Annotated in this window: 11 protein-coding genes and 1 other annotated feature; of the genes, 10 read left to right on the forward strand and 1 reads right to left on the reverse strand. The window is 57.6% G+C overall.

Annotated elements, in window-relative coordinates; all coding sequences use genetic code 11:
* The first annotated feature begins 56 nt into the window (after nucleotides 1-56).
* On the forward strand, nucleotides 57-9,050 hold the full coding sequence (locus GKQ23_RS11070; protein ID WP_212411081.1) for a DUF1983 domain-containing protein: 8,994 nt from the start codon (nucleotides 57-59) through the stop codon (nucleotides 9,048-9,050).
* Nucleotides 9,051-9,066: 16 nt separating this feature from the next.
* Nucleotides 9,067-10,125, forward strand: coding sequence for a tail fiber domain-containing protein (locus GKQ23_RS11075; RefSeq protein ID WP_212411083.1), 1,059 nt, complete (start codon nucleotides 9,067-9,069; stop codon nucleotides 10,123-10,125).
* A gap of 262 nt (nucleotides 10,126-10,387) precedes the next feature.
* On the opposite strand, the gene GKQ23_RS11080 is transcribed toward GKQ23_RS11075, so the two are convergent.
* The gene (locus GKQ23_RS11080) at nucleotides 10,388-11,695 is read right to left on the reverse strand and encodes a hypothetical protein (protein ID WP_212411091.1); all 1,308 of its coding nucleotides are present in this window, start codon (nucleotides 11,693-11,695) and stop codon (nucleotides 10,388-10,390) included.
* Nucleotides 11,696-12,177: 482 nt separating this feature from the next.
* Here GKQ23_RS11080 and GKQ23_RS11085 point away from each other — a divergent pair, with 482 nt between their 5' ends.
* The 8 genes from GKQ23_RS11085 (at nucleotide 12,178) to pheT (ending at nucleotide 19,913) form a co-directional block, all read left to right on the forward strand.
* Nucleotides 12,178-12,414, forward strand: coding sequence for a DNA polymerase V (locus GKQ23_RS11085; protein ID WP_212411093.1), 237 nt, complete (start codon nucleotides 12,178-12,180; stop codon nucleotides 12,412-12,414).
* Nucleotide 12,415: 1 nt separating this feature from the next.
* Nucleotides 12,416-12,739, forward strand: coding sequence for a hypothetical protein (locus GKQ23_RS11090; protein WP_212411096.1), 324 nt, complete (start codon nucleotides 12,416-12,418; stop codon nucleotides 12,737-12,739).
* A 239-nt stretch (nucleotides 12,740-12,978) separates the two neighbouring features.
* Complete coding sequence (gene thrS / locus GKQ23_RS11095) at nucleotides 12,979-14,907, forward strand: threonine--tRNA ligase (RefSeq protein ID WP_056234576.1); 1,929 nt, start codon at nucleotides 12,979-12,981, stop codon at nucleotides 14,905-14,907.
* A 3-nt stretch (nucleotides 14,908-14,910) separates the two neighbouring features.
* Complete coding sequence (infC, locus tag GKQ23_RS11100) at nucleotides 14,911-15,462, forward strand: translation initiation factor IF-3 (protein WP_072166329.1); 552 nt, start codon at nucleotides 14,911-14,913, stop codon at nucleotides 15,460-15,462.
* A 94-nt stretch (nucleotides 15,463-15,556) separates the two neighbouring features.
* Nucleotides 15,557-15,754 carry a 50S ribosomal protein L35 gene (gene rpmI, locus GKQ23_RS11105; RefSeq protein ID WP_004157374.1) on the forward strand — a complete coding sequence of 66 codons (198 nt, stop codon included), beginning with the start codon at nucleotides 15,557-15,559 and terminating at the stop codon, nucleotides 15,752-15,754.
* A 41-nt stretch (nucleotides 15,755-15,795) separates the two neighbouring features.
* Nucleotides 15,796-16,152: a 50S ribosomal protein L20 gene (gene rplT, locus GKQ23_RS11110; protein ID WP_004157375.1), complete on the forward strand. Its 357-nt coding sequence runs from the start codon at nucleotides 15,796-15,798 to the stop codon at nucleotides 16,150-16,152.
* 170 nt (nucleotides 16,153-16,322) lie between these two features.
* Nucleotides 16,323-16,443 (forward strand) — a sequence feature (Phe leader region).
* 84 nt (nucleotides 16,444-16,527) lie between these two features.
* Nucleotides 16,528-17,511, forward strand: coding sequence for a phenylalanine--tRNA ligase subunit alpha (pheS, locus tag GKQ23_RS11115; protein WP_056234583.1), 984 nt, complete (start codon nucleotides 16,528-16,530; stop codon nucleotides 17,509-17,511).
* A 14-nt stretch (nucleotides 17,512-17,525) separates the two neighbouring features.
* On the forward strand, nucleotides 17,526-19,913 hold the full coding sequence (pheT, locus tag GKQ23_RS11120; protein WP_212411098.1) for a phenylalanine--tRNA ligase subunit beta: 2,388 nt from the start codon (nucleotides 17,526-17,528) through the stop codon (nucleotides 19,911-19,913).

The following is a 19,913-nucleotide window of genomic DNA, read 5'->3' on the forward strand; positions in this document are numbered from 1 at the left end:
TAATCCCTCATCACCTTTAAGGTCGCCATTGTGCGGCCTTTTTTTATGGGCGCAATATGGCAAAGAAGACCACAATAGAAGGCCGCAAGGGCGGCGGCGGCTCCGCACGCACGCCGGTTGAACAGCCGGACGACCTGCAGTCGATCGCTAAAGCAAAATTACTGATCGCGCTGGGTGAGGGCGAGTTTGCTGGCGGGCTGACCGACCAGACCATTTTCCTCGACGGCACACCGCTGAAAAACAGCGACGGCACCAGCAACTTTAGCGGCGTGGCGTGGGAGTTCCGCCCGGGCACCCAGGCGCAGACCTATATTCAGGGGATGCCGGGCACCGAGAACGAGGTCAGCGTCGGCACCACCCTCAAAAGTGACGCCGCATGGTCGCACACCTTCACCAATCCGCAGCTGTCGGCGATCCGCCTGCGCCTGAAGTGGCCTTCACTGTTTAAGCAGGAAGATGACGGCGACCTGGTGGGCTACTCGATCAAATATACCATCGAGCTGCAGACCAACGGCGGCGCGTTTAAAACGGTTGTCGACACCGCGGTTACCGGCAAAACCACCTCCGGCTACGAACGCAGCCACCGCATCGACCTGCCGCAGGACGGCAACATCTGGACGGTGCGCCTGCGTAAGGTGACCACCGACGCCAACAGCGCCAAAATCGGCGACGCGATGTCGCTGCAGAGCTACACCGAGGTGATCGACGCCAAGCTGCGCTACCCGCATACCGCGCTGCTGTATATCGAGTTCGATTCCAGCCAGTTTAACGGCTCTATCCCGCAGATTGCCTGCGAACCGAAGGGGCGGGTGATACGCGTGCCGGACAACTACGACCCGGCGTCGCGCAGCTACACCGGCACCTGGGCGGGTACCTTTAAGTGGGCGTGGACCGATAACCCCGCCTGGGTGTTCTACGACATCGTCATCAGCGACCGTTTCGGGCTGGGCCAGCGCCTCACGGCGGCCAATATCGATAAGTGGGAGCTGTACCGCGTGGCGCAGTACTGCGACCAGCCGGTGCCGGACGGCAAGGGCGGCAGTGGCACCGAACCGCGTTATAAGTGCGACGTCTACGTGCAGGATCGCAACGACGCTTACACCGTGCTGCGCGACTTCGCGGCCATCTTCCGGGGCATGACCTACTGGGGCGGCAACCAGATCGTCACGCTGGCGGATATGCCGCGCGACGTCGATTACAGCTTCACCCGGGCGAACGTGATTGACGGGTTGTTCACTTACTCGAGCAGCACCACCAAAACCCGCTACACCACCGCGCTGGTCTCCTGGACCGATCCGGCCAACGGCTACGCCAACGCGATGGAGCCGGTGTTTGAGCAGGAACTGGTGGCACGCTACGGCTACAACCAGCTGGAGGTGACGGCGATCGGCTGCACCCGCCAGTCGGAGGCCAACCGTAAGGGCCGCTGGGGCATCCTGACAAACAATAAAGATCGGGTGGTCACCTTCTCCGTCGGTCTGGACGGCTCTATCCCGCAGCCGGGCTATATCATCGCCGTGGCCGACGAGATGCTGTCCGGCAAGGTGACCGGCGGTCGCATCAGCGCCGTCAACGGGCGTGCTATTACCCTCGATCGTGCTGCCGATGCCGTTGCGGGCGATCGGCTGGTGCTGAACCTGCCCGGCGGCGCGTCGCAGAGCCGCACCATTCAGGCGGTATCCGGCAAGGTGGTGACCGTCACCACCGCTTACACCGAGACGCCGCAGGCGGAAAGCGTGTGGGTGGTGGAGTCAGACCAGCTGCTGGCGCAGCAGTACCGCGTGGTCAGCGTGCAGGACAACAACGACAACACCTTTACCATTTCGGCGGCGTACCACGATCCGGACAAATACGTGCGCATCGATGCCGGCGCGGTTATCGATGAGCGCCCGATCAGCGTGGTACCGGCCGGCAGCCAGGCGGCCCCGGCGGATATTCAGATTGCTACGTACTCGGTGGTTAATCAGGGGATCAGCGTGCAGACGATGCGCGTGACCTGGCCGGAGACGGCCGGGGCCATCTCTTACGAGGCACAGTGGCGCCGTAATGAGGGTAACTGGGTCACCGTCCCGCGCAACGCTACAACCTCGTTTGAAGTGCAGGGGATTTACGCCGGGCGCTATCAGGTGCGCGTGCGTGCCATCAACGCCGCGGAGATCTCCAGCGGCTGGGGAATGTCTGACGAGGTCACGCTGACCGGCAAGGAGGGCAATCCGCCGCAGCCGGTAGGCCTGATGGCCGGCGGTCTGGTGTTTGGCGTTCACCTGGACTGGGGATTCCCGGCGGGCACCGGCGACGTGTTGAAAACTGAAATCCAGTACAGCACCAGAGACGACGGCTCTGACGCGCTGCTGCTGGCCGACGTGCCGTATCCGCAGAGCACCTACCAGCAGCTCGGCCTGAAGGCGGGGATTAGCTTCTGGTACCGCGCGCAGCTGGTGGATAAAAGCGGCAACGAATCCGGCTTTACCGGCTGGGTGATGGGCCAGTCGTCGGCAGACGCGGAAGAGGTGCTGAGCTACCTGACCGGCCAGATCGGTAAAACCCAGCTGGCGCAGGAGCTGGTCAGCGATATCGGCGGTAAGGCCACGCGGGATGAAATGACCGCTGCGGTGAATGCGGCCAAAACGCAGGCCACCCAGCAGGTAAATGACGCGAAAACCCAGGCCACTCAGCAGGTCAGCGATGCGAAAGCGCAGGCCGCCCAGCTGGTCGAAGCCGCGAAGCAGCAGGCGGATCAGAAAGTGGCTGCTGAAACGCTGGCACGCATCAACGCCGATGCTGCCGAGGTACAGGCGCGCAGCGCTGCGGTACAGCAGGAAGCATCCGCGCGCGCCGACGCGCTGCTGAGCGAGAAGAACGCCCGCACCGCGGATATCAGCCAGATGAAGACGCTGATCCAGAACGGCAACGAGTCGCTGGCGCAGCAGATTTCGCAGGTTGCCGCCGGCACCGGTGAGCAGTTCGATAGCCTGAAAATCTGGCATTTTGACACCAGCAGTATTGAGGGCTGGACCGGGCAGGGTACGCCAACCGTGACCGCCGACGGCTGGCTGCGCCCGGCCAACCACGCCACCGATCCTTACGTCGTTTCACCGGCTGGCATCGCCGTGAACGCCGGCGCGTACCGCTTTATCAAGCTGCGCGTGAAAAAGGTCGGTTCGCCGCCGTGGAGCGGGCAGATCCGCTGGGTGGCCGCCGGGCAGAGCTTTAACAACACGCAGCTGTTCACCGTGGCGGAACCGGTCTACGACGCCGGCGGCGTGGCAACGCTGACCGTTCACGATATTTTGTGGAACGGGACCGGCACTATCGACAAGTTCCGCCTGGATCTGACCGACAAGCAGGATGACAGCAACTACATCCTTTTCGACTGGATCGCCGTTGGCCGGCCAACGCCGGGTGCCGGTATGGCCGCGCTGCAGGATGAAGCCACCGCCCGCGTTAATGCCGATGCGGCGGAGGCGGCCAACCGCAATACGCTGGCCGTGCAGATGCGCGGTGCGTACACCGGCAACGATGCGGCGCAGGTCAGCAGTGGCCTGATCTACAGCGAACGCCAGGCACGCGTCACCGCCGATCAGGCGGAAGTTACCGCCCGGCAGGCGCTGGAGGCCAGCGTCAACGGTTCCCTGTCGCAGGTAAATACCCAGCTGACGGCGGTCAGCGACAAAACCAACGCCAACAGCGCGGCCATCACCGGCATGAAGAGCGACATCGCCGGTAAGGCCAGCGCCGATGCCGTCCAGTCGCTCACCACCCGGGTGACGTCCGCCGAGGGCCAGTTAAGCAGCCAGGGCGGCAGCATCACGCAGATCACCGCGTCTCTGGCCCGTGAAACGAAACTGCGCGTGCTGGCGCGGGGTAACGGAGCGGGCGGCACGGTGGGCGTGTTTACCGCCGACGGGCAGTCTCTGTTCAGCGGAGGCCGCAGTTATAACCTGGTGACGTTCAAAACCAACGCGGACGGCAGCAGCGCGATCGCCACGTCGGCCACCTATGACGTTTTCGGTACTGCCGCAACCGGCGTTACCCTGGCGTCAGACATTGCGGCGCTGGCCTACGGTACTCAGGTGCTGTTGTATACCCACGATGAGCCGCGCACCAACAGCACGCCGGTGTATAACGCCATCGACCAGCTGGGCGGCACGATGGCGCTGCTGAAGAGCGTGCCCTATCGCGGCGCGTATGTCCTGCTTGGCTCTAAAGGGGCAGCGGCAGGCACGGCGATTGAGCGCGTCACGCAGGCGGGCGGCGACGCCACGGCGCTGCTGAACGTGCCGTTTACCCTCGTTAACGGCCTGATCGAGGGCGTTGGTGGAGGCACCGGTGCCATGCTGAGCAGCGCGGCCAACGCCGGCGCGATCCAGTCGCTGGACACCCGCGTCACGAAAACGGAGGCCACTACCGCCAGCCAGAGCGAGGCGCTGACCGGGCTTAAAAACGATCTGGGCGGCAAGGCCAGCTCCGATGCGGTCAGCCGGCTGACCTCACGGGTGGAGTCGGCTGAAAACGCCCTGACCAGCCAGAGCGGCAGCATGGTCAGCCTGACCAACACGCTGGCGCAGCAGAACCGCATGGGTACCAACCTGTGGTTTGACGGATCGCTGGAGTCCTACGCCGACAACCAGGCGCTGACCACGGATGCAGTGGTGGTCAGCGGTACGTCTTACAGCGGATCTAAGTCGCTGCGCGTGCTGCGCCCTGCGGGCACCGGTGGTAACAGCGATAAGGACATCGGCCCGGATATCGCCGTGAAGGAGCGCGGATACTACCGCCTTGAGCTGTGGGCCATGATGCCGGCGGATCAGAAGCCGGCGGCGGGCTGGTCGCTTGCCGTGGGGGTTCACAGCTGGAACGCCGCCGGCGCTCACAGCTGGCGGGTCGGGGTGAGCATCACCGAGGCATCGCTCGGCGGGCGGGATAAGTGGGTGAAGTTCAGCGGCGTGGTGGGGCTGTCAGACGCCGCCCGCGCCCGCTTCTGGGTCTCGCCGCGCGGGCAGAACGGCGACGGGTCGCCGGGTTACTTTGTGCATCTGGATAACGTGACGATCGTTGACATCACCGACGCCTATGCCGCGCAGGAAACGGCGGACGCAACCGCGACGGCAATGACGGCCCTGACCACGAAGGTGGATCAGAGCGCCGACGCGATTTCAAGCCAGGGCACCCAGCTGACCACGCTGAAAAACGATCTGGCCACAATCAGCAACAACGTCTCCAAAAAAGCCGACGCGGCGGCGCTGCAGAGCCTGTCGAACACCGTCAGCCAGCAGGGAACCTCACTGGCCGCGCAGGGGGCCAGCATTACGGACCTGACCGCCGCGCTGACCGTTGCCGATCGGGAGCCGGAAAACATGATGGCAAACGGCGGCTTTGACGGCGGGGTGATCGGCTGGTCGTTCACGGAAAGCGCGGTGAATTACCAGGTTGATACCTCCGGCGGGGCTGCGGCAGCCAGCCCGGCCTGCCTGCGGGTGTTGCCTGGTCCGATCGTTAACCTGGAGCAGCGGGTGCTGCTGAAAACGGGGCGGCGCTACCGGCTCTCCTGCAGCTACCGCTTCGCCAGCGGTTCTAAAATTGGGGCACAGGCCAACAACAAGCTTCGTCTCGGCAACGTTGCCACCAACGTGGTGCTGACCAGCCCGTTTTTTGACGTCAGCAAAACGGACTGGACGACCGCTTCGGCGGAGTGGCTGAACGGCACGGCTGCGGATATCGACGCAACGCTGGGCGTTCAGGGGGTGTTAACGGCGGGCTGGCTGCAGATTGACAGCGTCTACCTTGCCGACGTCACCGATAGCCAGAAGCTCGACGCCACGGCGGCGGCCACCTCAGCGTTAACCACCCGCGTATCGAATGCGGAAGGGGTGGCAACCAGCCAGGGTGATGCGATCACCTCGCTGAAAAATACCGTTCAGCAGCAGGGAACGACGCTGGGCCAGAAAGCGGACGCGGCGGCGCTCAACAACTACTACACCAAAACGCAGGCAGATGCGGCGGCAGCCGGCCAGGTCAGCCAGTACGACGCGACGCTGCAGCTTGGCGGCACCAACCTGCTGGCGGATACGGGCACGTTTAAGGGCGCGGCGGGCATCGCCGCAGAGGTGTTTAAAGGCAACGCGGTGATCACCCTGACCCGTAACGCGGGGCAAAGCGGGGTTTACAACGACCTGTTCGCGCCGACGACGTTAAACCCGGCGCTGGAAGGCGTGTATACGGCCAGCTTCTGGGCGAAATCGAGCGTGAAGGGCACGGTAGTGTCGTGCTTCTTCTACAGCCCGAACACCACGACCAGAGCGCTGAGCAGCCAGGGGGTGCAGAACACCAACAGCGACGGCGGCGTGCCGGTCACGCTGTCTGATAAGTGGGAGCGGTACTGGATAACCTGGACGCAGAGCGCGACCACCACGGTGAAAAAACTGGTGTTTATGCGCCTGACCAACCCGGCCAGCGGCTCGGTCAGCGCGTCACTCTCGATGCCGATGCTTGAGGCCGGCAGCAAGGTTAGCGACTGGTCACCGGCTCCCGAAGACGTGCAGACCCAGCTTACGGCAAACGCCACGGCTATCTCCGGGCTTAGCACGCGCGTTTCCAGCGCGGAGGGCGTGCTCAGCAGCCAGAGCACCAGTATGACGTCGCTGAGCAACAGCATCGCCCAGGCCGGGCGTCTGGGCAGCAACCCGTGGTTTGACGGATCGCTGGAGTCCTACGCGGACAACCAGGCGCTGACCGCCGATGCGGTGGTGGTCAGCGGCACGGCGTATGCCGGCGCGAAATCCCTGCGCATAACGCGCCCTGCCGGCACCAGCGGGAACAGCGATAAGGATATCGGCCCGGATATTGCCGTTAAAGATATCGCCTACTATCGCCTGGAACTCTGGGCGCTGATGCCGGCAGATCAGGCTCCGGCAGCGGGCTGGTCGATGGCCGTCGGCCTGCACGGCTGGACCCAGGCGGGCGCTCACATCTGGAAGGTCGGTTTTGACATCACGGAGTCCGCGCTGGGAGGCCGGGATAAGTGGGTCAAATTCAACGGCGTGGTGGGCCTTTCCGGTGCCGCCCGCGCCCGCTTCTGGGTCTCGCCGCGCGGCACCAACGGAGCCGGCACGCCGGGGTACAGCGTTTATCTGGATAACGTCACCCTGACCGAGATAACCGACGCGTACGTGGCGCAGCAGACCGCCGATGCCAATGCCAGCGCCACGCAGCTCCTGACCGGGCGCGTGACGAGGACCGAGCAGGACGTGTCGGCGGCCAACAGCGCGGTAACGCAGCTGCGTAACGACCTGACCGCAACCAATAAGGAGGTGGCCACCAAGGCAACATCAGCCGCGCTGCAGAGCCTCGAAAACTCCGTCTCCAAACAGGGCACCACGCTGACGGCGCAGGGGAGCAGCATCACCGAAATCAACGCGGCGCTGTCGCGGGAAACCCAGCTGCGGGTTATCTCGCGGGGTAACGGGTCGTCCGGGGCATCCGGCATCTACCGGCTGGACGGTACGGCGGTGGCGGTCGGCGGTCGCAGCTTCAGCCTGGCGGTGTTTAAGACGGAGGCGGATGGGTCTGCATCGATCGCAAGTTTTGCCCGGTATGACGTTTTTGGCTCCGCCGCAACCGGCAAAGCGCTGAGTGATGCCATCGCGGCGCTGGCCAACGGAACCCAGGTGATCCTCTTCACGGCAGACGAGCCGCGCACCTACGCCTATACGGTGGCCGCAGCGATAGAGTCACTGGGCGGCACCGCGGATCTGGTCAGCGGGCTGGTTTACCGCTCGGCCTACGTGCTGATTGGCCGCAAGGGCATGGCACCGGGAACCGCCATCGAGCTGGTATCACCGACCGGCGGCGATGCGTCAGCCTTTGTTGAAACACCGGTGACGTTCCTCAACGGCCTGATTGAAGGGCTGGGGGGCGGTGCCGGCGCGATGGCGAAGAACGCCGCCAACGCCACGGCCATTCAGGGCATCAGCAGCCGCGTCACTCAGACGGAAAGCGGGCTGATGGCGCAGGGGCAGAGCATTACCAGCCTGACCGGCAACGTGAACAGCCAGAAGGCCACGATCGACACGCTGCAGACGGCGGTCAGCACGCTGGACAGCTCCACGGCCACGCGCATTGAAGAGGTTAAGGCATCCAACCGCAACAACGCCGAGGCGGTGCTGAAGCAGGCGTCGAGCATTGCGCAGACCGACGCCAGCGTCAGCACGCTGTCTAAAGCCGTGGTGGCCGCGAACGGTAAGATCGACGCCAGCTGGCAGGTGAAGATGAACGTGACCAGCGACGGGCGCTACGTTGTCGCCGGGATTGGCGTGGGCATCAGCAACGAAACCGGGGCGCTGCAGTCGCAGATCCTGATGACGGCTGATCGCCTGGCGCTGCTGCCGTCGGACACGTCGAAAAACGCCGTGTCGCCGTTCGTGGTTGAGAACGGGCAGGTGTATATGAACAGCGCGTTCATTGGCGATGCGTCGATAACCAACGCGAAAATCGGGGATTACATTCAGTCCCGCGACTACGCGCCGGGTAACAGCGGCTGGAACGTCAACAAGGACGGGAAGGCTGAATTTAACAACGTCACGGTCAGGGGAAAAATGTATGCCAGCGAGGGAGAACTTAACAATGTACGGATAAATGAAAGCTGCACCATCCTGGGCACGCTGAACGCCAGCCGTATTAACGGCCCGCTTATGCAGGCAAAAACGTTCAGCTTCTACCATCAGAATACGGGCCAGTCCAGCGTGATCTACTGGGACGGCACGGCAGGAAAAGGGGACGTGCCTATGACGCTCAGTGGAACCGTTATCCGCACCCGCAATAATCTGCAGATCGGGTCGAGGGTTGTTATAGCAGGCCAGGAGATCGGCATAGCTTCGACTCAGACCGCTGACAAAACCACGGTTGATACGTTTACTTTCAGCGTCGACGTGGGCACCGGGGCAGAAACGTTAGCCCTGTATGCCGGGTCGTTGAATCAGGGGCAGGGAGAGCGCACCCGGTGGGTGGTGCAGATATTTGCTTCCCCTACGTCAAATCAGTTCCACACTTAATTAACGGGAGGATATTTTGCCTATTTATAAAACGGGCACCGTAAGCATCGGCACCGGCAGAACGGTGTCCGGTGCCGGGACCAGTTTCACCGACTCGACCGCCGGGATTCGTCCCGGCCACACGCTGATTGCCGGCACAAATCCGGTGCAGATTTTTCAGATTGCCACCGTTAACAGCGCGACGCAGCTGACGGTGACCGCCGGGCCAGCAGCAAATATTCCGGCGGGCACGACCTACACCATTCTGACCACCGATGCGCTGTCGGCCGACGGGCTGGCCGCGCAGGTTGCGGAGGCCATCGACTACTTCAAGGCGTCGCTCGGTGGGCGGGCCAGCGCCGGGGGTAACGGCGATATCACCTCGCTGTCCGGCCTGACCACGCCGCTCAGCATTAAGCAGGGCGGACACGGTGCAAAAGACGCTGCAGGAGCGTGCCTGAACCTGGGGGCGCTGCCGGTTACCGGCGGCAGGCTGTCGGGACCCCTGACAGTCGCCTCTGACGTTATCTCTTCTGCCGGCGTGATGTTCTCGCAGGCCGCTTCGGACGGTCAGAACGCGCATTTCTGGATGCGCGGACCGGGGGGTATTTCGCGGGCTGTCCTCTACAGCAACCGCAACGGTCAGGCATTTTTGCGCGTTGATGATGAAACCAGTAATGCGATGGGCTACCAGTTCGTCATGAACAAGGCCGGCGTGTTCCAGTGCGCCTCACTGGCCCAGACATCGGATACCCGCAGCAAGTCGGAAAAGCAGCAGGTCACGGGTGCGCTGGATAAGCTGGCCATGCTTACCGGTTACACCTACAGCCTGCGCGTGACGAAGGAAACCACGGTACGCGGTGCCGGGGTTATCGCCCAGGACGTTGAGCAGGTGCTGCCGGAGGCGGTGACCACGCTGGGAGAAGGTATTGCCAGCGATGGCAGCACACTGGAGGCAATGAAGGGAGTTGATTACAGCGCGTTGGCAGCGTTGTATGTCGAGGCATTCAAGGAGCTTAATGCGCGTGTTAAAACTCTGGAAGCCCTGCAGGAGTCGACGACATACCCCATCCCGGAGGAATCGCCGCAGAACTAAATTTTATACCTAATCATCCCCTTACCGGCATCCTCGCATTTCCCATTCGATTTATACCCCCCACTAAGATCCCACTGTTGCATACTCAGGGGGGGATAAAACGTGGCGACGCAAGCATTACCAGCACTCAGTGACCACTCCTCTTGTTCTACTGTGAGCTAAAAGCGGACCCAGCGTAGAGTTAGGAACGGATGAGATTACAATATAATATTACCTAAAAGCCTTATTGGTCGAAAAATTTATGATAATTTTGCTTGCTTTCTTAAAATAAATATGAAAAGTGGATTGGGTTTTGTCGGGATGCATTATAAACAATGGCTTTTTCACCATTCAAATCATCTAAAACAAACTGACTGGGATGTTTCAATGTAGGACTCGCACATTGGACAAAATAAGCAGGCTTGATTTTTTTAGTATGACCTTTTTCCCAGCAATTAGCCGAACCATGATGAGGGATCTGAAACAATCCACAATTCATCCATCGCTCACTGCCTAGATGCGACTCAAAATCATCTAGAACAGGGAGTGTGAGATTAATATCCCCTGTAAATATCAAACCAGAAGAATGAATATTGTAGCCATTATGGGGAAAATCAAAAATAAAACATTTACCATGTGGGGGGATTTTAGGTGAGGCATACATACATAAAGATATATTGTTGTTGGCTTTATTAGTTCTTCCGAAATGTTTCTGATAGCAATTCTTTAACTTTTCCCGCCATTTTACATCAATGCTTGAATTGATGCAGCGATGTAGGTTTATATTCTCGATTGTTTTCTGAATGTCTTCCTTTGCATCAGAAAGTTTAACGCGAGACTTGATGGCATAAATTTCCTCATCTTTCTCGTACACAAGATTTAGTTTTTTAAATGTCTTTTCGGCATTATAAAATATGAACTCAAATATACCGCCCAGTGCATCAATGGGTTGCATGTGATTGATTTTTAATATTTTAATTCCACCACTATTGACTGGTCTTCCTAAATCAAAAAAAACATTATCTTTGGCATCATTTATGTGTTTTTCTTGTTCAGGAACGTTTGATTCATCTGAATTATCTGTTAATATCAAAGGCTCATTATGATCCGCTGGAAATTTTCTAGGAGTTGTCTGCTCCTCAGGGTTCTCTGGGCCACCATTGCCTTGTACTAAGATTATTGTTTCCACGCGATTTGAAAGGTCGTTATTAAATAACCAGAGTGCTGGATTTAACTGAAAAAGTGCGGTAGAAGGTGATACTCCATGGGATCCATCGATAGATATTTCCCTAATAGACTGTGTCCAATCACTATAGGGGAGCACCAATCTTTTTATTGTATGCTTTCTTAATAGAGCTATCAATCCATTAACATGGTCATCGTCAAAATGAGAAATGACCATCATGTCTATGCTATCACCATCTGTGAACTCAATATAAGAGGAGTCAATTATACCATTTATAATTTTTTCACTGGTAGAGCCACAGTCATAACCCCATTTGAATTCACTACCTTCTTTTCCTCGAATTTTCGAAGTAAAAAAAGTGCCATTCCCTACAGCATGAAAACACCCAGATAACTCATTGAACATTATTTTTCTCCTTAAGTCGAATTTCATAACCAAAACGGCATTACAATAAAATATCATTATCTTGATTTGTTTCAAAAATTCATTGTGGTTTTTACTAATTAAATAATGCGAACTGATATTGTTAATGTCCGCTGCTGATGCAAAGAGCACGTTGCGTATCATTCAAATTCCGCTACATACGTGTAGCGGACAATGATATAACACAGTGATTTCCAGGATTACAAGGTTGCCAGTCGCACCCCGAGGCTTAAAAACTTTGAGGATGTGGTAGCGGGGCTGCTGCTATACACTACAAAGGCGCGCTCAGCGCCGAAAGCATGACCCGTATCAGTCAGCGGTAACGGCAGTAGCCAGGCCAGCGCGGGCCATTGGCTAAATTCCTCCGCCAAACACCCACTTAACCTTTGCCCTGAATTTCCAACTTGATCGATCTCCATTCCGAAATATACTGTGTTTATATCCAGTATTTTCCGGAGGGTATCATGCCCCGTCGTTACGAAATCCCACTCGCATTCAGAGCAGCTATCAAGCACGAGCACGGCCGCCGAACGGTTAGCACCGTGGACTTTCAGGCCGAACTCGCCAAAGTTAACCACCACTTCACCCTGCGCGAGGCCAACCGCTGGATAGAGTTCTATCAGACCAGCTTCACGGACATCTCGACCGAAGAAGGGGACAGGCGCATCTTCTCCCTGTTCAGCCCGAACGCGGGGTACTGATATGGGCTTTCCATCGCCAGCTAATGACTACATCGAAACCCGGCTCAACCTTGACGACATAATGATCGCGCACCCGGCGGCCACCACCATCATTCAGGAGCCGGGGCGTATCCTGGTTATCGATCGGTCTGTGAAAATCAGGCAGGGCGATACTGTGGCGTTTGAGCTGTTCGGAGAAGGGCACATAGGAAAGCTGATGGGGCAGTCGCTGATAACGGAAGAGGGTGAGGCGATCGAAGGGCAGGCGCTGGAGGATGTGGTGATGCTGGGTTGCGTGACGTGGATCGTGCTGGATGTGATGGAGCGTGGCGGGCCGACGATATAATGCCCACCCCATTGTTTTCGTTGACAGTCAGTGGCCGTGCAATTCTGCGCTATGGGGTGTAGGATACCTTCCTTCGAAAGTTTTCAGTCTAAAGAGACACTTTTGAATCTGTGTACCAAACTGTGTACCAAACTAACAAACGTGGGTTAGATGAAGGTGCTAAGTTTTTGAAAACCCGATAAAACTCGATTATGTAAGTAGCCTCGCGTAAGGGTTACCACTGCAATTAAGGATGTTACATGCCAGTTATTACTCTTCCTGATGGAAGCCAGCGTTCGTTTGATCACGCCGTAAGCGTGATGGAGATTGCCCAGGATATCGGGCCAGGTCTGGCGAAAGCCTGTATTGCCGGCCGCGTTAACGGCGAGCTGGTGGATGCGGTTGACCCGATTACCGAAGATGCCCATGTTGCCATCATCACCGCAAAAGATGATGCCGGCCTGGAAATCATCCGTCACTCCTGTGCCCACCTGTTAGGGCACGCGATCAAGCAGCTGTGGCCCGATACCAAAATGGCTATCGGCCCGGTGATCGACAACGGTTTCTACTACGATGTGGATATCGATCGCACCCTGACGCAGGAAGATATTGAGCAGCTGGAAAAGCGTATGCACCAGCTGGCCGAGACCAACTACGACGTCATCAAGAAGAAAGTGAGCTGGCAGGAAGCGCGTGACGCCTTTGCCGCACGCGGTGAAGAGTACAAAATCACTATTCTGGATGAGAACATCAGCCGTGACGATCGTCCGGGCCTGTATCATCATGAAGAGTACGTGGACATGTGCCGCGGCCCGCACGTGCCAAATATGCGTTTCTGCCACCACTTCAAGCTGCAGAAGATTTCTGGCGCTTACTGGCGTGGCGACAGCAACAATAAAATGTTGCAGCGTATCTACGGTACCGCGTGGGGCGATAAGAAGCAGCTGGCAGCCTATCTGCAGCGCCTGGAAGAGGCCGCGAAACGCGACCACCGTAAAATCGGTAAGCAGCTTGACCTGTACCACATGCAGGAAGAAGCGCCGGGCATGGTTTTCTGGCATAATGACGGCTGGACCATCTTCCGCGAGCTGGAAGTGTTTGTCCGTACCAAGTTGAAAGAGTACGAGTACCAGGAAGTGAAGGGTCCGTTTATGATGGATCGCGTGCTGTGGGAAAAAACCGGCCACTGGGAAAACTACAAAGAGGCGATGTTCACCACCTCGTCTGAAAACCGCGAGTACTGCATCAAGCCGATGAACTGCCCGGGTCACGTGCAGATCTTCAACCAGGGCCTGAAATCGTACCGCGACCTGCCGCTGCGTATGGCAGAGTTCGGCAGCTGCCACCGTAACGAACCCTCGGGTGCCCTGCACGGTCTGATGCGCGTGCGTGGCTTCACTCAGGACGACGCGCATATCTTCTGTACCGAAGAGCAGGTGCGCGACGAAGTAAACAGCTGCATCAAGATGGTTTACGACGTCTACAGCACCTTTGGCTTTGAAAAGATCGTGGTGAAACTCTCCACGCGTCCGGAAAAGCGCATCGGCGCTGATGAACTGTGGGATCGCTCCGAGGCTGACCTGGCCGCTGCGCTGAAAGAGAACGGTATTCCGTTTGACTATCAGCCGGGTGAGGGCGCGTTCTACGGTCCGAAAATTGAATTTACCCTGTATGACTGCCTCGACCGCGCATGGCAGTGTGGTACCGTTCAGCTGGACTTCTCGCTGCCGGGCCGCCTGAGCGCGTCATACATTGGCGAAAATAATGACCGTCAGGTGCCGGTGATGATTCACCGTGCGATTCTGGGGTCAATGGAGCGCTTCATCGGGATTTTAACCGAAGAATTTGCCGGTTTCTTCCCGACCTGGCTGGCTCCTGTACAGGTAGTGGTAATGAATATTACCGATAGTCAGTCTGAATATGTTGCAGAACTGACACGAAAACTGCAAAATGCGGGCATTCGCGTAAAAGCAGACTTGAGAAACGAGAAGATTGGCTTTAAAATCCGTGAACATACGTTGCGTCGTGTGCCTTATATGCTGGTCTGTGGCGATAAAGAGGTGGAAGCTGGCAAAGTGGCCGTTCGCACCCGCCGCGGTAAAGACCTGGGCAGCATGGACGTTAACGAAGTGATCGCGAAGCTGCAGAATGAAATTCGCAGTCGCAATCTTCATCAATTGGAGGAATAAAGTATTAAAGGCGGAAAACGAGTTCAACCGGCGCGTCCTAATCGCATTAACAGAGAAATTCGCGCCACTGAGGTTCGTCTGACAGGCGTCGATGGCGAACAGATTGGTATTGTCAGTCTGAATGAAGCTTTAGAAAAAGCTGAAGAAGCAGGTGTTGATCTGGTCGAGATCAGCCCTAACGCCGAGCCGCCCGTATGTCGTATCATGGACTACGGCAAGTTCCTTTACGAAAAAAGCAAATCTTCTAAGGAACAGAAGAAGAAGCAAAAAGTTATCCAGGTTAAGGAAATCAAATTCCGTCCTGGAACCGATGATGGCGACTATCAGGTCAAACTACGCAACCTGATTCGCTTTCTGGAAGATGGCGATAAAGCCAAAATCACGCTGCGTTTCCGCGGTCGTGAGATGGCGCACCAGCAGATCGGTATGGAAGTGCTTAACCGCGTCCGTAAAGACCTGTGTGAAGATATTGATCTGGCGATTGTCGAGTCCTTCCCTACGAAGATCGAAGGCCGTCAGATGATTATGGTGCTCGCTCCCAAGAAGAAACAGTAGGCCCTCAAGTAGTCGTGCCGCGTGCTGAAAGGCGCGCGGCGTGATTCGCCTGTCTGATTCATTTTATTAACAATGCGAAGTGGATATTTTTTAAATGCCAAAGATTAAAACTGTACGTGGCGCGGCCAAGCGCTTCAAGAAGACCGCTTCTGGCGGCTTCAAGCGTAAACACGCTAACCTGCGTCATATTCTGACTAAAAAATCTACTAAGCGTAAACGTCACCTGCGTCCGAAAGGCATGGTGTCTAAAGGCGATCTGGGTCTGGTTATCGCCTGCCTGCCGTACGCATAAGTAATTTTTTAATTCATTCAGAATATTAACAGGAGAGCGTAATGGCTCGTGTAAAACGTGGTGTAGTTGCTCGCGCACGTCACAAAAAAATCTTAAAACAAGCTAAAGGCTACTACGGTGCACGTTCACGTGTATACCGCGTTGCTTTCCAGGCTGTTATCAAAGCTGGTCAGTATGCTTACCGTGACCGTCGTCAGCGTAAGCGTCAGTTCCGTCAGCTGTGGATCGCGCGTATCAACGCCGCAGCCCGCACTAACGGTATCTCTTACAGCCGCTTCATCAATGGCCTGAAAAAGGCTTCTATTGAGATCGACCGTAAGATTCTGGCTGACATCGCAGTATTCGACAAAGCGGTATTTGCTGCTCTGGTAGAAAAAGCGAAATCAGCTCTGGCGTAAGTCAGACGCCCTGAAATATTTCGTCGCGAAGCGCAAGCAGGCTGACGGAAGATGAAGGGAAGAAAGGGGGGCTTGCCCCCCTTTTTTATTGCTCCTAACCGCAGCAAATGATTGACTTTTATTCCATATAACCTTTCAATAGAGCGGTTGATTGTGCCACCGGGTATCACCATGATAAATGCGAACTTCCGTTTCTTTTTTTACTTTAGCACCTGAATGTCGGGGGCTTTTGCGCAGAGAAAAGAAACGAAAATTCGCGCTGAAAGCCTCCCATGTGGAGGCTTTTTTCGTTTTTACACCCGATTACCGGACGAACGGGATCTCCCGTCCTGACCAAAAACAGACCGGCCACCCTGGCTGGAAGAAGAGGAAAGCATGTCACATCTCGCAGACCTGGTGGCACAGGCGAAAGCCGCCATCAACGGTTCCCAGGATGTCGCCGCGTTAGAAAACGTTCGCGTCGAATTTCTGGGGAAAAAAGGGCATCTCACGCTGCAGATGACCACCTTACGTGAACTGCCGGCCGACGAACGCCCGGCGGCAGGCGCGGTGATCAATGACGCCAAGCAACAGGTGCAGGACGCGCTGGCCCTGCAGAAGGACGCCCTGGAATCTGCCGAAATGAACGCTCGCCTGGCACAGGAGACCATTGATGTTTCACTGCCGGGCCGCCGCATCGAAAATGGCGGCCTGCATCCGGTTACCCGCACCATTGACCGTATTGAGACCTTCTTTGGCGAACTGGGCTTTTCCGTCGAAACCGGCCCGGAAATTGAAGATGACTATCACAACTTCGATGCGCTGAATATTCCGAGCCACCACCCGGCACGCGCCGATCACGATACCTTCTGGTTCGACGCCACCCGTCTGCTGCGCACGCAGACCTCCGGCGTGCAGATCCGTACCATGAAAGAGGGTGAGCCGCCGATCCGCATTATCGCGCCGGGCCGCGTCTACCGTAACGATTACGATCAGACCCACACCCCGATGTTCCATCAGATGGAAGGGCTGATCGTTGATAAAAATATCAGCTTTACCAATCTGAAAGGCACGCTGCACGATTTCCTGAACAACTTCTTTGAGGCTGACCTGCAGGTTCGTTTCCGTCCGTCCTACTTCCCGTTCACCGAACCCTCCGCAGAAGTGGACGTGATGGGTAAAAACGGTAAGTGGCTGGAAGTGCTGGGCTGCGGCATGGTGCATCCGAGCGTGCTGCGCAACGTCGGCATCGATCCGGAGGTTTACTCCGGCTTCGCCTTCGGCATGGGCATGGAGCGTCTGACCATGCTGCGCTATGGCGTCACCGATCTGCGCGCTTTCTTCGAAAACGATCTTCGTTTCCTCAAACAGTTTAAATAAGGACCGGTAAACCAATGAAATTCAGCGAACTCTGGTTACGTGAATGGGTCAACCCGGCCGTTAGCAGCGAACAGCTTTCCGACCAGGTCACCATGGCCGGCCTGGAAGTGGATGGTGTGGATGCGGTTGCCGGTGCCTTCCACGGCGTGGTGGTGGGTGAAGTGGTTGAGTGCGGCCAGCACCCGAACGCCGATAAACTGCGCGTGACCAAAATCAACGTCGGCGGCGAGCGCCTGCTGGATATCGTCTGTGGCGCGGCCAACTGCCGCCAGGGTCTGAAGGTGGCGGTGGCCACCGTCGGCGCGGTACTGCCGGGCGATTTCAAAATCAAGGCGGCGAAACTGCGCGGTGAACCTTCTGAAGGCATGCTCTGCTCGTTCTCCGAGCTGGGTATTTCCGACGATCACAACGGCATCATCGAACTGCCGCAGGATGCACCGATCGGCAGCGACATTCGCGGCTATCTCAGGCTGGACGACAGCACCATCGAGATTAGCGTCACGCCTAACCGTGCCGACTGCCTGAGCATTCTCGGCGTGGCGCGTGACGTGGCGGTAGTTAACCGTCTGCCGCTGACCGCCCCGGACATCGCGCCGGTAGCGGCCACCATTACCGATACCTTCCCGATCCGCGTTGAAGCCACCCAGGCCTGTCCGCGTTACCTGGGCCGGGTAGTTAAAGGCGTTAACGTCACCGCGGCAACGCCGCTGTGGATGAAAGAGAAGCTGCGTCGTTGCGGCGTGCGCTCGATCGATCCGGTGGTGGACGTCACCAACTATGTGCTGCTGGAACTGGGGCAGCCGATGCACGCCTTCGATCTGGACCGCATCAGCGGCGGCATCGTGGTGCGCCTGGCGGAAGAGGGCGAGACGCTGACTCTGCTGGACGGCAGCGAAGCGAAGCTCAACGCCGACACGCTGGTGATCGCAGATGAGCAGAAAGCGCTGGCGATGGGCGGCATTTTCGGCGGTGAACACTCCGGTGTGAACGCTGAAACTAAGAACGTACTGCTGGAGTGCGCCTTCTTCAGCCCGCTGTCGATCGTTGGCCGCGCGCGCCGTCACGGCCTGCATACCGATGCTTCCCACCGCTACGAGCGCGGCGTCGATCCGACCCTGCAGCATCAGGCGATGGAACGTGCCACCCGCCTGCTGCTGGACATCTGCGGCGGTGAAGCTGGCCCGGTGATCGACGTGACCGATACCGCTCAGCTGCCACAGCGTGCCTCTATTACCCTGCGTCGTGAAAAGCTGGATCGTCTGATCGGCCACGTGATTGCCGATGAAGAGGTCAGCGATATTCTGACCCGCCTCGGGTGTGTCGTCACCGGCGGCAACGGTGAGTGGCAGGCCACGGCACCGGGCTGGCGCTTCGATATGGAGATCGAAGAGGACCTCGTGGAAGAGGTTGCCCGTATTTACGGCTACAACAACATCCCTGACGTGCCGGTGCAGGCGGGTCTGGTGATGACCCGTCACCGTGAAGCGACGCTGTCGCTGAAGCGCGTGAAGTCGCTGCTGGTGGACAAAGGCTATCAGGAAGCGATCACCTACAGCTTCGTCGACCCGAAAATTCAGGCGCTGCTGCACCCGGGCGAAGAGAACCTGGTGTTGCCAAGCCCGATCTCCGTTGAGATGTCGGCGATGCGTCTGTCGCTGTGGAGCGGCCTGCTGGGCGCGGTGGTCTATAACCAGAACCGCCAGCAGGCGCGCGTGCGTCTGTTTGAGAGCGGCCTGCGCTTTGTGCCTGATACCCAGGCAAATCTTGGCATCCGTCAGGATGTTATGCTGGCCGGGGTCATCGCCGGCAGCCGTATTGAGGAGCACTGGGCTCAGGCACGCGAGACGGTCGACTTCTACGATCTGAAGGGCGATCTGGAGTCGCTGCTGGAGTTAACCGGTGAACTGGACGCGATCCGCTTCGTGGCCGAAAGTCATTCTGCGCTGCATCCGGGGCAGAGCGCGGCGATTTATTTACGCGATGAGCGGGTTGGATTTATCGGCGTGGTGCACCCGGAAGTTGAGCGTAAACTGGATCTTAACGGCCGTACGGTGGTGTTCGAACTGGAGTGGAATAAGGTCGCAAACCGCGTCCTGCCTGACGCCAGCGCGATTTCCCGCTTCCCGGCCAACCGTCGTGATATCGCTGTGGTGGTGGCTGAAAACGTCCCTGCAGCAGATATCATCGCGGAGTGTAAGAAAGTTGGCGTAAATCAGGTAGTTGGCGTAAACTTGTTTGACGTGTACCGTGGTAAGGGCGTAAATGATGGTTTTAAGAGCCTCGCTATCAGCCTGATTTTGCAAGATACCAGCCGGACACTCGAAGAAGAGGAGATTGCCGCTACCGTTGCAAAATGCGTAGAGGCACTGAAAGAGCGATTCCAAGCATCCTTGAGGGATTGA

Origin of the sequence: Erwinia sp. E602, assembly GCF_018141005.1 — a bacterium.
Lineage (GTDB): Bacteria > Pseudomonadota > Gammaproteobacteria > Enterobacterales > Enterobacteriaceae > Erwinia.

Bases quoted from the DNA above. Each gene is read 5' to 3' on its own strand.
- GKQ23_RS11080 (WP_212411091.1), bottom strand. From the start codon at position 11,695: ATGTTCAATGAGTTATCTGGGTGTTTTCATGCTGTAGGGAATGGCACT.
- thrS (WP_056234576.1), top strand. From the start codon at position 12,979: ATGCCAGTTATTACTCTTCCTGATGGAAGCCAGCGTTCGTTTGATCAC.
- pheS (WP_056234583.1), top strand. From the start codon at position 16,528: ATGTCACATCTCGCAGACCTGGTGGCACAGGCGAAAGCCGCCATCAAC.
- pheT (WP_212411098.1), top strand. From the start codon at position 17,526: ATGAAATTCAGCGAACTCTGGTTACGTGAATGGGTCAACCCGGCCGTT.
- rplT (WP_004157375.1), top strand. From the start codon at position 15,796: ATGGCTCGTGTAAAACGTGGTGTAGTTGCTCGCGCACGTCACAAAAAA.
- GKQ23_RS11085 (WP_212411093.1), top strand. From the start codon at position 12,178: ATGCCCCGTCGTTACGAAATCCCACTCGCATTCAGAGCAGCTATCAAG.
- GKQ23_RS11070 (WP_212411081.1), top strand. From the start codon at position 57: ATGGCAAAGAAGACCACAATAGAAGGCCGCAAGGGCGGCGGCGGCTCC.
- GKQ23_RS11090 (WP_212411096.1), top strand. From the start codon at position 12,416: ATGGGCTTTCCATCGCCAGCTAATGACTACATCGAAACCCGGCTCAAC.
- rpmI (WP_004157374.1), top strand. From the start codon at position 15,557: ATGCCAAAGATTAAAACTGTACGTGGCGCGGCCAAGCGCTTCAAGAAG.